The sequence below is a fragment of the Thalassotalea agariperforans genome (assembly GCF_053470345.1).
In genome coordinates this window covers 1-13,542 of the sequence record NZ_JBQMWH010000007.1, presented here as the reverse complement: position 1 = coordinate 13,542, position 13,542 = coordinate 1, and the positions used below count along the sequence as shown (strand labels likewise).

The window sequence follows — 13,542 nt, the reverse complement described above, 5'->3', positions numbered from 1 at the left end:
ACTTTTAAGTGAGGGGACGATGATGAAAAAATTAATGATGTTGGCCTGTGGTGTTATGACCATGAGTGCCGTTGTGGCAAAAGAAACCATTACTATAGCAACGGTAAATAATGGTGACATGATCACCATGCAAGAATTGAGTGATGATTTTACCGCGAAAAACCCAGATATAGCGCTTAAATGGGTAACGTTAGAAGAAAATATTCTCCGCCAACGAGTTACGACCGATGTTGCAACACGTGGTGGTCAATACGATGTTATGACTATTGGTACTTATGAAGTCCCTATTTGGGGTGAGCAAGGTTGGTTAACTGAGCTCAATAACCTTGGTGCTACCTATGATGTCGATGATTTATTACCAGCGATTAGAAGTGGCTTAACTATTGATAACAAGCTTTTTGCTGCGCCTTTTTATGGTGAAAGCTCGATGGTGATGTATCGTACTGATTTAATGAAACAAGCCGGTCTTGAAATGCCTAAAAAGCCAAGCTGGACTTTTATTCGCGAAGCAGCAAAAGCGATGACAGATAAAGACGCGGGCATTTATGGTATTTGTTTACGTGGTAAAGCTGGATGGGGCGAAAATGTTGCGTTAATTACCGCAATGTCAAACTCATTTGGTGCTCGTTGGTATGATGAAAATTGGCAACCACAATTTAATACGCAAGCATGGCACAACACTTTGCAATATTATGTTGAAGTTATGGCAGAATCTGGACCTCCTGGCGCTTCAGCTAATGGTTTTAATGAAAACTTAGCTTTATTCCAAACCGGTAAATGTGGCATTTGGATTGATGCAACTGTTGCTGGTGCTTTTGTTACTAACGAAAAAGATTCTGAAGTTGCTGATAAAGTTGGCTTTGCGTTAGCACCAGATAATGGTTTAGGAAAACGCGGTAATTGGTTGTGGTCATGGACCTTAGCGGTTCCCGCGAGTAGTAAAAAACCAAGCGCAGCAATGAAGTTTATTAGCTGGGCCACCTCAAAAGAATATTCTCAATTAGTAGCAGAGAAAAAAGGCTGGGCTAAAGTGCCTCCAGGAACACGAGCGTCATTATACAATAACCCTGAATATATGAAGGCCGCTCCATTTGCCCAAATCACGTTAGATTCAATTCAATCTGCCGACCCAATTAATCCGACGGTAAAACCGGTACCTTATGTGGGTATTCAGTTTGTTGCTATTCCTGAATTTCAAGGCATAGGTACAGCAGTTGGTCAGCAATTTTCTGCGGCATTAACTGGACAAATGACAGTCAAGCAAGCTTTAGCAAGTTCACAGCGTTTAGTTGAACGTGCGATGCGTAAAGCTAGATACCCTAAAAAGTAACTGTTTATTTAGGCTGGGTAAGTGCTTCTAACTTACCCAGGTTTAAGGCTTATTATAAGGTTTAGGTTATGGCTACAACAAACTCACGTTCGCTAGCGCGTTTAATGTTATTTCCTTCAGTTATTTTACTGTTAGGTTGGATGTTAGTACCGCTATGTATTACATTGTACTTTTCATTTTTAGATTACAATTTACTTAGTCCGGGTACAGAAGAATTTATTGGTTTATTAAACTACGAATTCTTTTTGACCGATCCTGCGTTTATTGAATCCTTTTTTAATACATTATTACTGGTTGGCGGGGTTCTGCTGATCACTTTAGGTGGCGGTATTGGTTTAGCTATCTTGCTAGATCAGGCTATTTGGGGCCGTAATTATGTTCGTATCATGGTATTGGCGCCATTTTTTGTTATGCCTACCGTGTCTGCGCTAGTGTGGAAAAATATGTTAATGAACCCAGTAAATGGTTTATTTGCCCATTTTGCTACTTGGCTAGGTGTAACACCTGTTGATTTTTTCGCGCAAATTCCTTTGTTGTCGATCATCATGATTGTTTCTTGGCAGTGGTTGCCATTTGCTGCCTTAATATTATTGACGGCGATACAGTCACTTGATCGTGAGCAACTCGAAGCGGCGGATTTAGATGGTGCCGGCCCATTCAGCAAGTTTTTTTACATTGTTTTACCCCATTTATCACGGGCAATAACTGCCGTTATTTTAATTGAAACCATTTTTTTATTGTCTATTTTTGCTGAAATATTAGTAACAACAAGTGGTGGGCCAGGTTATGCATCAACCAATATTACTTATCTTATTTACACGCAATCCTTATTACAGTTTGATGTTGGTGGCGGCTCGGCTGGTGGTATTGTTGCGGTGATTATTGCCAATATAGTGGCCATTTTCTTAATGCGTTTAATTGGCAAAAACTTGGAGGGTTAAATTATGGCGATTAATAATAGTAAAAAATCCAAATTCATTTATACCTTTTTAGCTTGGAGCATCAGTAGCTTAATATTTTTTCCAATATTATGGACTTTGATCACGAGCTTTAAAACCGAAGCGGAAGCAATTTCAGCCACGCCTAGCTTGTTTATGTTTGATTGGACACTCGAAAATTATCAGGATGTGTTAGCGAGATCGCCGTATTTTGATCATTTTTGGAATTCCGTTGTCATTTCACTTGGTTCAAGTCTTCTTGGTTTGCTGATAGCTATTCCTGCAGCTTGGTCAATGGCTTTTGTTCAAACTAAACGGACAAAAAATTTATTAATGTGGATGTTATCAACCAAAATGTTGCCGCCAGTTGGTGTGCTTATTCCAATCTATTTATTATTTCGAGATTTAGAACTGCTTGATACTAAGTTAGGTTTGGTGATTGTCATGACGTTGATTAACCTTCCTATCATGGTATGGATGCTTTATACCTATTTCAGAGAAATTCCTAATGAAATTTTAGAAGCGTCACGTATGGACGGCGCTAATATCGCGGATGAAATATTTCATGTGCTTTTGCCCATAGCCTTACCAGGTATCGCATCAACTTTATTATTAAATGTTATTTTGGCGTGGAACGAAGCCTTTTGGTCCTTGATCCTAACCGCCGCTGATGCTGCCCCTTTAACGGCATTTATTGCCAGTTATTCAAGTCCTGAAGGGTTATTTTATGCCAAGTTATCTGCAGCTTCTGCAATGGCCGTTGTGCCAATTTTAATACTTGGTTGGTTTAGTCAAAAACAATTAGTGCGCGGATTAAGTTTCGGCGCAGTTAAATAGGAGATTTTAAAATGGGCAGTATTACATTAAAGCAAGTGACAAAGTCATTCGGTAAAGTCAATGTCATTAAACCAATTGATCTAGCAATTAAAGATGGTGAGTTTATCGTTTTTGTTGGGCCATCGGGCTGTGGCAAATCAACGTTATTACGCATGATTGCCGGATTGGAAGATACCACCAGCGGCACCATTGAAATAGATGGTCAAGATGCAACCGCAACACCGCCTGCGAAAAGAGGCTTAGCAATGGTATTTCAATCGTATGCTTTGTATCCGCATATGACGGTACGTAATAATATCGCTTTTCCACTAAAACGTGCCAAAGTCAGCGAAGATGAAATAGAGAAAAAAATAGCAAATGCAGCAAAAATTTTAAACTTAGGTTCTTATCTTGATCGTAAACCGGGGCAATTATCGGGCGGGCAGCGGCAACGTGTTGCGATAGGTCGTGCGATTGTACGTCAACCATCCGCGTTTTTATTCGATGAACCGTTATCGAATTTAGATGCCTCGTTACGGGTTAATATGCGTTTAGAAATTTCAGAATTACATAAAAGTTTAGCCACTACCATGATTTATGTTACCCATGATCAGGTTGAAGCCATGACTATGGCGGATCGCATTGCCGTATTTAATGCCGGCATTATCGAGCAAGTAGGCACACCATTAGAGTTATATAACAAGCCCGTAAATCGTTTTGTTGCTGGTTTTATTGGCTCACCTAAGATGAATTTTATTGAAATAGCAGAACCTGATGATGATCAAGTAGCCTGTCTTGGCGTTCGCCCAGAACATTTAAAAATATCAAAAGATGAAGGTATTTGGAAAGGTAAGGTTGGGGTGGTAGAGCACCTTGGCTCTGAAACTTTTTTACATGTACAAGTTGAAGGAGGGGCAACCTTTACGGTGAAGGCTGATGGCGATTGTACTTTAAATTATGGTGACATTATTTATTTAAGTGCAGACGAGCATAAAATACTTCATTTTGATAAATCAGGGATCACCATGAATAAAGAAGCTGCGATAGCTTAGAACAGCTGCAGAACTAATTTAATGCTGGCATTGCTACAATAAGTTATTTGCAGTGCTAGCATTAAAATATTGATTATAAGTTTGAAGATAATTTTACCAACACATCATAAACAACGAGCTTAATTAAACTTACATTTTAGTGGTAAGTTTATGGCGGTGTTTTTGCAAATCAATGATATCTTTGGAATACTAATAGCATTAATAGCATGGATGTTTTTATTTTCCTGCACATCAGAACTAACATCAAGAGCAAGCGAAACGCATTTACCACAAGATAAATTCAATAAGGCTATTACCATGAATCAGACTCAACCTGCACTTAACCATAATATTGAATTAATTATTTTTGATTGCGATGGTGTTCTAGTTGACAGTGAAGTTTTGAGTAAACGTGTTTTACTTAAAATGCTTGCTAAGCTGGGGGCAGATGTTTCTGATGAATATTTTTATCGCCATTTTTTAGGGTTTAATTTTGAACATGTCACGGCTAAAGTGTTAGCGGATTTTGGCGTCACGTTAACAGCAGAGTTTCGTGAAAATTTTCGCGGGCAATTGATCAATACCTTTGCTGAAGAGCTAAAACCGACTGAACAGTTAACTTGGTTGTTAGCACAGCTAAAAGTTAAATCATGTGTGGCCACGAGTGGTAGCCCAGAAAAAGTAAAAAACTCCTTGCATTACACCGGTCTTAGTGATTATTTTTCTGGCAAAGTTTTTACTTCATCTGAAGTAAAAAGAGGTAAGCCAGCCCCAGATTTATTTCTACATGCGGCAAAAAATATGGGGGTATCACCAGAAAATTGCTTAGTGATAGAAGACTCTCAAGTAGGGATCAAAGGCGCTTTGGCGGCAAATATGCCGGTTATTCGGTTTGCGGGTGCAAGCCATATGAAAAATAGAAATATTACTACCCAGTTGTCTGAGGGTATTAGTACAATAGATCATTGGGAACAGTTATTTGAGATGTTTCCTTCGCTTAGTTCATCATTTTAAATTGAGAGGTAAATCGTGGTAAAGCGTTCTAATTCAGAAGTAAGAAAGTTAGACGATGCAGCAAGAGCCGGATGGATGTATTACGTTGCAGGTAAGTCCCAAGAAGAAATTGCCAAAAAACTCAATGTTTCGCGTCAAACGGCGCAGCGAATGGTTGCATTATCTGTTAGTGAAGAACTTATTAAAGTTAGGCTAGAGCATCCAATTGCAAAGTGTATGGATCTTAAAGAAAAACTAAAAAAACGGTTTGGTTTAGAATTTTGTCGCGTCGTACCAAGTGATGGTGCTGAACCCTCGTCGACTTTAGGCTTAGCACAAGCGGGTGCTAGTGTTATGGAGCTACATTTAAGATCAGCCGAATCAAAAGTTTTTGCAATGGGCACCGGTCGGGTTTTGCGAGCTTGCGTAGAAGAACTGACTTTAATGAATTGTGAGCAACATCAAATTGTGGCGTTACTCGGTAATATAGCATCGGATGGCTCCGCTTCATCATATGATGTGGTTATGCGGATGGCAGAACACATTAACGCTAAACATTACCCAATGCCATTGCCGGTATTACCTGTTAGCAAGGAAGTAAAGGAGCAATTACATGCGCAAGCGCACATAGCTAAAAATTTAGCGTTAGCCGCTAAAGCGGATGTAACCTTTGTGGGAGTTGGAAATTTAGGTTTAAATTCACCACTGCACTTAGATGGCTTTATTACGGAAGCTGAATTAGCAGAGTTAGAAAAAAAGGGCGCGGTTGGTGAATTAATTAGCTGGGTTTTTGACGTTAAAGGTAATTTACTCGATTGTGCGGTTAACGACCGAGTTGCGAGTACCCCGTTGAAAGTTAATTCTGATAAACCTGTATATGCAATTGCAGCGGGTGAAGAGAAGGTTTTTGCCATACTTGGCGCATTAAGATCTAAGCTTATTACCGGTTTGATCACCAATGAATATACGGCAGAGCGCTTATTAAGTATTGATTAAGTTTTAGTTAGGCGGGTTAAATTAAGCTAAAGTTTAAGCCACTGCTCTTATTTTTCTAGATAAAAATATCTGCTTATTTATAAAAAACCACAGAATGAGCTCTGTGGTTTTTTTTAGCTCCAAAGCAAGCAAGTTGTTATTCCATTCCGTATAAAAAAGTGCTTACATAGAACCACATAGAACGGTATGGGCGGCATTAGAATAAACAAAATTTGTGAAGAGATAGATATTCTACATCCAATAAATTTTGTGCAGTTATCATGGTGCGCATACGTTCCCACATGGATGTTGAACATTAGGGAAACGCAGGAGCAGTTACCGAGAATAACCATTCTCGGCTTTGTCTCCTGAGTCGCTCTACCTCCACCATCCATGGTTTCGTCTTCAATCAATGCTTTGCCTCTGTGCCTTTAAATTCTCGCTAAGCGATCATTTTCTTATACGGATTGGTATTATCCCGAACTCAGGTTATTTAGGATTCATAAACTGTTCAATATCTTGCATTGGCAATTCAGGTGTTGCGCCGTGGCTTTGTGCTACCATAGCGCCAACAGCACAGGCAAAGTTAACTGCGTATTGAGCATTTGTGGTATTACATAGCTGATAAATCAAGGAGCCTAAGAATGAGTCGCCAGCGCCGACAGTATCAACCACGTTAATTAAGTAACCAGAGTTATAATAATTTTTATCATTAATTTTCAGTAAAGCACCATGATTACCTTTAGTCACACAGATATAAGGCGTATTGGTTTGCTCGGCAATAAACTCTAAGTTCTGCTCTAATGAATTAAATTTTGAACCCATGGCATGGGCTATTTCATATAATTCATCATCATTTAGCTTGATGAAATCAGCGGCCTTCATTAGCTCAATTAACATGGCTAAATCATAATGTGGTTTGCGTAAATTAACATCGAATATTTTAAATTGAGCAATACCTATTAGTTGCTTTAAGGTATTTAATGACACTTGCTCACGGCCAATTAAACTACCAAAAACAAAAATATCTGACGATTTTACTTGTTCAATTAGTGCTGGTGTTAAGGCAATATTATCCCAAGCCGTATCAGCAACAATTTCGTATGATGCTGAGCCGCTATCATTTAATGTAACTTCCACAGTACTGGTTTTTTTCTCGGGATTTATTGTTATAAAATCAGTATTGAGTTGACGTTGTTTTATAATATCAATTAATTCTTGCCCTAGAGCATCGTTGCCGACGGCGCTTAACATTTGTGCTTTGATACCGAGTGAGTTTAACCTTAAACAAACATTCAGTGGCGCACCACCTAAACGTTTGCCGCTAGCAAAACAGTCCCATAATATTTCACCAAAACAACTAATACTAATGTCGCTTGGCGCTTTATGATTGATAAATAAGCTATTCATTACGAGGCCTCCGCGACAGTATGAGTACGTTTATGATTTAGGGTTTGTGCCATTATTTTTTTAATATTGCTGCTTGGCGAATATAAAGCGGTAATGGCGGCAGCATATTTTTGGCTAAAGGCCTTTTGTTCTATTAAGTTGGCAAATAAGCTGTTAATTTTTAAAAAGGCAAACATATCATTTGGTGTTTGCTGAGCATATTTAGCTAGCTCGTCGCGCATGGCATCTTGAATATCTAATGGCATATTTGCTTGGTTTACTTGTTTATCACTATATAAGCACCAAGTAGCAATAACCAAAATGGCTAATGAGCAATCACGACCAGCTGCTAAGTTTTCGTTAATAGTAGCGAGTAAAAATTTTGGTAATTTTGCTGAGCTTTCTGAGCAAATACGTGCCAAGCTGTCTTTAATATTTGGGTTTGAAAAACGCTCAATTAAGGTATCTTTATATTGGTTTAAATCTAAACCGTCAAGTTCATCTAATAACGGTGTTACTTCTAAATCCATAAAAGCGCGTAAATATTCGGCAAAATCAAGATCAGAAACCGTTTCATCAATGGTCGCGTAACCATGAATAGAACCTAATAAACCTAATACCGAATGACCTGCATTTAATAAGCGGATTTTCATTTTTTCAAATGGTGTTACATCACTAACAAATTGTGCACCGGCTAAATTCCAGTTAGGGCGGCCATCGCTAAAGTTATCTTCAATAACCCATTGCGAAAATGACTCACAAGTAATCGGCCATTCATCAATTAAGCCATACGTATTTGTTACGTATTCGATATCAGCTGGAGTTGTTACTGGCGTTATACGATCTACCATCGCATTTGGAAATTCAACATTCGCGGCAATCCATTGGCTCAGCTCAGGATCTTGCTGCTGGGTAAAAGTAAGCAACATTTTACGCGTTACAGCACCATTGTGCTGGATGTTGTCACAAGACTGCACAGTAAACGCTTTCATGCCTTGCGCTTTACGCAGTTTTAAACCCGCGGCAATATAGCCAAAAGCAGTTTTTGGATCGTTAGGATTAGCAATGTCATGTGCAATACCTGGGTTGTCTAAATCAAGGTCACCAGTTGTAGGGTGTAAGTTGTAGCCACCTTCTGTAATAGTTAACGAAACAATTTTGGTATCGCTATGCGCTATTTTATCAATAACATGTTGTTTATTGTCAGGCGCAAAGATAAAGTCGATCATCGACCCTATGACTTTATTGTCGATTTGGCCATTAGGATGGCGAACGACTAACGAATACAAATAATCTTGTTTGACTAAAATGTCACGTAAAGCGCGATTGTTTTCTAATAAACCAACGCCACAAATGGCCCATTGTTCAGAGCCTGGTGTTTTTAATAATTCATTGATATACATTGCTTGATGGGCGCGATGAAAACCACCAACGCCAATATGCACTATACCTGCTTTTAATTGGCTACGATCATAAGTGGGGATATCAATATGGTTAGGTAAATCAGCTAAGGTTAGTTGATTTAACGAATGTGTTTGTTTGTTGTTTTGGGCAATGTTAGTCATGTTTTGGCCTTACTAAATAGGGTTTAACCTATATATCACGGGGTAGCCAGTCTATCTGGCGACCCAATTTCACTGATGTTATATGCGCTATTGATTAATACGGTAAATAACAATCAATGGCGCGTGTTTTATTTTTACTTTGCTCAGCGCCTAGTTAGCTGATCGCTTTTGCTGAATTTACTTCAATGTCAGCACTACTGCAGTTCAGAGCTTTTTGGCGTTTTAAGGCGATATATGAACTGATAAAATAAACAATGGTTAAGATGAAACAGTAAAATTCAAATTGAGCTTTGTTAGCGTCATACATTTCCATGGTTGAGCTAAAAAACATCACTTGGGAAGCAAAAGCGGCAATAATTAATAAAGATACCGTTGATACTGTATTTAATAATTTACTTAATACGCGGGTATCTTGAACAAATGGAGTGTCATTAATTGCTAGCTTTTCCTGATACGTTATTATTTGCTCTTGCTCGAGTGTTTCTGCTGCAATTTCTTTGCTGTAATTTTTATCAGCGCCATATTCTTTCGCTAATAGGGTATAAACGACAATGCTGAAAATCCATGTCGGAATAAATAAGTAATAAAACGACATAACGTCTAAAGCATTTAAGCCAAAACCGAACACTAAAGCGAGTGCCCATGTAGCAATCGCAGGAATGCTTCTTGAAATATTCTGATATTTTGCCCAATAACGCGTTAAGCCTATTTTAGGGAATAAGGTATGCTCAGCAAATACAATGCCGCCAACCGGTACGACTAATAACCCTGCATAAGTTAATAACGGTAACATTTGTGAGAATACAAATGGAAAACAAGCAATAATTACGGTAACTATACCTACTACCGCAGTGGTTTTTTCACGAGAGTGATTAACAAATATAGATTGAGCTGCTAATCCGGCGCGGTATAAGTTCGCATTTGCTGTTGTCCAGCCAGCGATAATAATGATCACAAATCCCGTTAAACCTAAAGCATGATAAGCAACATCACCTGGATCAAGTTGTGTAATGGTGGTTTTTAATAATACCGCAGCGCCTGCGCCCATAATACCTGCTGATATCCAAGCTAGATAATGCCCGAAAAACATGCCGACACCAGAAAATAAACCATAACTCTTGCGTTTTGCAAAACGGAATATTGCCATATCAATTAAACCAAAGTGGGTAATAGAGTTAGCTGCCCATGCAAAGCCTATAACTTCTATCAAACCTATACCTTTTTCGCCATCGCCAGTAAAACCTGTCCAAATGGAGCTATCACCTATGGTCATAAAATCTTCCCAACCTGATAAGGTTGTTGTTCCCAGTACGTGATTAGATAACGCAGGAAATAAAGTAAAAGAACCAGCAATAAAAATAACAAATAACCAAGGAGCACAAATTTTAGAAAAGTCAGCCACGGTTGAAAAACCATACATAGCAACAAAGACCACAATTGAACCAACCGCTAGTACAATAGCAACAAACCAAAAACTATTTGGGTACCAATTCAGCTGGGCAGGAATATCAAACAAAAATCTAACCGCAGTTGACGAGACGGTGATCATCGCGGCGGAGATCACTGAAAATATCACGACATTAGCCCAGTTATAAAGCTTAGTCATTGAGTTACCAGCAATTTTATTAAGGTAGTTGTATAAACTTAATCGAGTTTCAACCGCAATAGGAGCGGTTAATAACCACCACGACATCATGGCTAATAAATTACCAATTAATAAGCCTAATAGAATATCTTTGGTAGCAGCCCCTAATGCGACAAAAGTCGCTCCAATTACAAATTCAGTAGCGGCTACATGTTCACCAGCATATAAACCAGCAAAATGTTTCCAGCCATGCAGTTTATTCTTGGCAACAGGCATTTGTTCTTCATTCATCTGGCTAAATGAATGCTCTCTTTGAATATTGGCCATTGTTCCTTCCTTACATCACCACCGTATAATGGCGGGTGAAAAGTGTTTTATTATTAAAATTGATATTGTTGGTTTAATATCAATTTCGGTTATATGAAAAATAATTATTAATACCCGTGAACAGATAAACTATTTTATTATTCATTTTGGGCATTAGCTCTTTATGTGGGCATAATCTCATTTTAGGTATTGAGATGTCAATTATTAATCAGTGTTGATCAGTAAAATTACATTAGAAATTTTTACGTTAAAATAAAAACTATATGTTATTCAGATATTTAATTGCGTTTAAGCAAGGTGGATTTATAAATGATTTATTGCTTATCATTGGAAAGTCACGTTATTTCAACGTTATCATCATCTCATGGTGTGGATATTGATTCTAAAAATCAGCTAAAAAGTGTGTGGGTTATATTGATGGGCTGAGCTGATTTTATTGTGTTTTAAGTTATTTTAACTATACTAATTACCAATCTAAAATTAGTACTTGTGTGCAAATAATTGGTTTTAGATTGGTACCAGTGTACAAATATCTAGCTTTAAATTAGTGCTAGTGTGCAAAAATCATCATTATCGAATAACGGATTATTTAGTCTTTAATTTATAAATATTTTATACGCCTTAATCTTGCACCGTTTTATTAAAATTTTGGCCTCCCGGAGTTAGTGTTTTCATGCCTCAGTTAACATTTCGTTTTTTATTGTTCTATCTTTTTTTAGTGCATATTTTTATATTCAGTCCGGTCATTAAAGCAGATACTTTTGATATTCCTCAAATCAGTGAAGGCTCATTAGGGAAACACACTCATTATTTCCAAGAATCACGTGGTAAGTTAACGTTAGCTCAAGCGCGTGATACTTTTAATTTTTCATCAACAAAAAAAGGCACCAGTAATTCTATATCATTAGGCTTAGATGTTGCGCCTGTTTGGATGAAGTTTACCGTAAATAATACGAGTGAGTTGGCACAGAAATATCGTTTAGCGGTTGAAACACCATGGTTAGATTATATTGATACTTGGCTAGTATACCAAGGAGAGGTTATTCAACATATCCCCGGTGGAGATGCATTTCCTTTTGAACAAAGGCCGATGCCATATCGGTTTTATGCGTTTGAACATGCTTTTTTGCAAGGGCAAACAGAGGTTTTTATTCGAATTGAAACAAAAGGCCCTATGGCCGTACCGGTAAAATTACGTTCCATTAAAAAAGCAATAGATAATGATATCGCTAATGGATATCAATATGGGGTGTTATACGGAATTATGCTGGCATTAGCACTTTATAACTTAGTGCTGTTTTTTGGTATTCGTCAAATAGAATATGGTTTATACAGCGCGTATCTCATTGGTTTTGTGTTAAATAGCCTGTCATATACTGGGTTATTACATACCTTTATTATTTACGATTTTGGCGCGTATTTTCAAGATTGGTTAAATATCTTTTTAATGATCACCTATAGCGTAGCGGGCTTACATTTTGCGCGGGTATTATTAATGACAAAAGAATACGCACCAAGTTTAGATAAATTTGTTTGGCGAACGACAGTTATTATTCCAATAGCTATGCTAGTTGGCTTTATTTTAAATCAACTTTTTATCTCATTAATCTTAGCATTTATATTAAACACCACTTTTGTTATTTTCTTTATTGTGATGGGCGTTCGGGCGTTATATGCAAAAATAGCATTTGCGCGTATTTTTTTATTCTCGTCAGTTCTTGCGGCTATATGCATTACAGTAACTACATTAGCGGTTGCCGGCGTTGTGGTTCCTTATAATGATTATACTTTTAAAGCGATTGAAGCAGGAATGGCCTTTGAAGCTATTTTATTGGCGGTTATTTTAGCCAGACAATTTCGAATGGCGCAATTTGATAAATTAATTGCAGAAACATATGCTCGAACAGATACTTTAACGCAACTCAATAATCGTCGTGGTTTTCAGTATTTAACCAAGCCGATTTGGCAATCTATTATTCGTGAACAACGAGATGCAGCTTTTGTGTTAATTGATATTGACCTATTCAAGAAGTTTAATGACTTATACGGTCACGATACTGGCGATAAAGTCTTACATGACGTTGCAAAATGTATAAGTAATACTTGTCGAAAAGGTGATATATCTGCTCGATGGGGCGGGGAAGAGTTTATTGTGTTTTTACCTGAAACATCACAAGAACAAGCACTTGTTCAGGCGGAGCGTATAAGGCTAGCAATTCAAACACTTAGTATTACTATTAATCAAGTGCCTTTGTCTATTACGGCGAGTCTTGGTGTTGCCGGTACTTATGCCGGTAACTTTAAAAATGCGCCGCTAACGTTAGATAATTTTGAAATGATGATTAATGAAGCTGACAGAGCACTTTATATTGCTAAGCAAAACGGAAAAAATCAGATTTTTGCAGAATATCATCGTGAAGTTGCGTTAGATGCATAGATTTTGTTACTGAAGCAATGATTAAAAAGGACCCTGTAACAAAATCTGTGTAACTGCCTATCATTAATACCCATGTAGGGTTTAGGATAGGCAGACTATGAATAAGAAAGAACTTGAAGCGTTTGCGAAGCAAGCCGCTAAATCGATTAAAACCGA

Annotated in this window: 10 protein-coding genes; 7 read left to right on the top strand and 3 right to left on the bottom strand. The window is 37.8% G+C overall.

Annotated elements, in window-relative coordinates; translation table 11 throughout:
* Nucleotides 1–19 precede the first annotated feature (19 nt).
* The 6 genes from ACSLUO_RS10690 to ACSLUO_RS10665 all read left to right on the top strand — a co-directional run bounded on the left by ACSLUO_RS10690 (nucleotide 20) and on the right by ACSLUO_RS10665 (nucleotide 6,104).
* Nucleotides 20–1,330: an ABC transporter substrate-binding protein gene (locus ACSLUO_RS10690; protein ID WP_448248527.1), complete on the top strand. Its 1,311-nt coding sequence runs from the start codon at nucleotides 20–22 to the stop codon at nucleotides 1,328–1,330.
* A gap of 68 nt (nucleotides 1,331–1,398) precedes the next feature.
* A complete protein-coding gene (locus ACSLUO_RS10685) occupies nucleotides 1,399–2,271 on the top strand; it encodes a carbohydrate ABC transporter permease (protein WP_448248526.1) in 873 nt (290 codons plus the stop codon).
* A gap of 3 nt (nucleotides 2,272–2,274) precedes the next feature.
* Complete coding sequence (locus tag ACSLUO_RS10680) at nucleotides 2,275–3,105, top strand: carbohydrate ABC transporter permease (RefSeq protein WP_448248525.1); 831 nt, start codon at nucleotides 2,275–2,277, stop codon at nucleotides 3,103–3,105.
* An 11-nt stretch (nucleotides 3,106–3,116) separates the two neighbouring features.
* On the top strand, nucleotides 3,117–4,136 hold the full coding sequence (locus ACSLUO_RS10675; protein WP_448248524.1) for an ABC transporter ATP-binding protein: 1,020 nt from the start codon (nucleotides 3,117–3,119) through the stop codon (nucleotides 4,134–4,136).
* A gap of 297 nt (nucleotides 4,137–4,433) precedes the next feature.
* Nucleotides 4,434–5,129 carry an HAD family hydrolase gene (locus tag ACSLUO_RS10670; RefSeq protein WP_448248523.1) on the top strand — a complete coding sequence of 232 codons (696 nt, stop codon included), beginning with the start codon at nucleotides 4,434–4,436 and terminating at the stop codon, nucleotides 5,127–5,129.
* A 15-nt stretch (nucleotides 5,130–5,144) separates the two neighbouring features.
* Nucleotides 5,145–6,104, top strand: coding sequence for a sugar-binding transcriptional regulator (locus ACSLUO_RS10665; protein WP_448248522.1), 960 nt, complete (start codon nucleotides 5,145–5,147; stop codon nucleotides 6,102–6,104).
* 468 nt (nucleotides 6,105–6,572) lie between these two features.
* Here the strand turns inward: ACSLUO_RS10665 and ACSLUO_RS10660 are convergent, their stop codons facing one another.
* From ACSLUO_RS10660 to ACSLUO_RS10650, 3 genes are all read right to left on the bottom strand, one after another.
* Nucleotides 6,573–7,493, bottom strand: a complete 921-nt coding sequence (locus ACSLUO_RS10660; RefSeq protein ID WP_448248521.1) for a carbohydrate kinase family protein — start codon at nucleotides 7,491–7,493, stop codon at nucleotides 6,573–6,575.
* Nucleotides 7,493–9,037: a mannitol dehydrogenase family protein gene (locus ACSLUO_RS10655; protein ID WP_448248520.1), complete on the bottom strand. Its 1,545-nt coding sequence runs from the start codon at nucleotides 9,035–9,037 to the stop codon at nucleotides 7,493–7,495. Before ACSLUO_RS10655 ends, ACSLUO_RS10660 begins: the two co-directional genes overlap by 1 nt.
* Nucleotides 9,038–9,191: 154 nt before the next feature.
* Complete coding sequence (locus tag ACSLUO_RS10650) at nucleotides 9,192–10,949, bottom strand: purine-cytosine permease family protein (protein ID WP_448248519.1); 1,758 nt, start codon at nucleotides 10,947–10,949, stop codon at nucleotides 9,192–9,194.
* A 673-nt stretch (nucleotides 10,950–11,622) separates the two neighbouring features.
* Between ACSLUO_RS10650 and ACSLUO_RS10645 the strand changes: the two genes are divergently transcribed.
* Nucleotides 11,623–13,386 (top strand): sensor domain-containing diguanylate cyclase, encoded by a 1,764-nt coding sequence (locus ACSLUO_RS10645; protein WP_448248518.1) that lies wholly within the window; start codon nucleotides 11,623–11,625, stop codon nucleotides 13,384–13,386.
* Nucleotides 13,387–13,542: the final 156 nt, after the last annotated feature.

Excerpts from the sequence above, each read along its gene's own strand:
- ACSLUO_RS10675 (WP_448248524.1), top strand. The coding sequence starts at position 3,117 with ATGGGCAGTATTACATTAAAGCAAGTGACAAAGTCATTCGGTAAAGTC.
- ACSLUO_RS10650 (WP_448248519.1), bottom strand. The coding sequence starts at position 10,949 with ATGGCCAATATTCAAAGAGAGCATTCATTTAGCCAGATGAATGAAGAA.
- ACSLUO_RS10670 (WP_448248523.1), top strand. The coding sequence starts at position 4,434 with ATGAATCAGACTCAACCTGCACTTAACCATAATATTGAATTAATTATT.
- ACSLUO_RS10655 (WP_448248520.1), bottom strand. The coding sequence starts at position 9,037 with ATGACTAACATTGCCCAAAACAACAAACAAACACATTCGTTAAATCAA.
- ACSLUO_RS10690 (WP_448248527.1), top strand. The coding sequence starts at position 20 with ATGATGAAAAAATTAATGATGTTGGCCTGTGGTGTTATGACCATGAGT.
- ACSLUO_RS10685 (WP_448248526.1), top strand. The coding sequence starts at position 1,399 with ATGGCTACAACAAACTCACGTTCGCTAGCGCGTTTAATGTTATTTCCT.
- ACSLUO_RS10645 (WP_448248518.1), top strand. The coding sequence starts at position 11,623 with ATGCCTCAGTTAACATTTCGTTTTTTATTGTTCTATCTTTTTTTAGTG.
- ACSLUO_RS10680 (WP_448248525.1), top strand. The coding sequence starts at position 2,275 with ATGGCGATTAATAATAGTAAAAAATCCAAATTCATTTATACCTTTTTA.
- ACSLUO_RS10660 (WP_448248521.1), bottom strand. The coding sequence starts at position 7,493 with ATGAATAGCTTATTTATCAATCATAAAGCGCCAAGCGACATTAGTATT.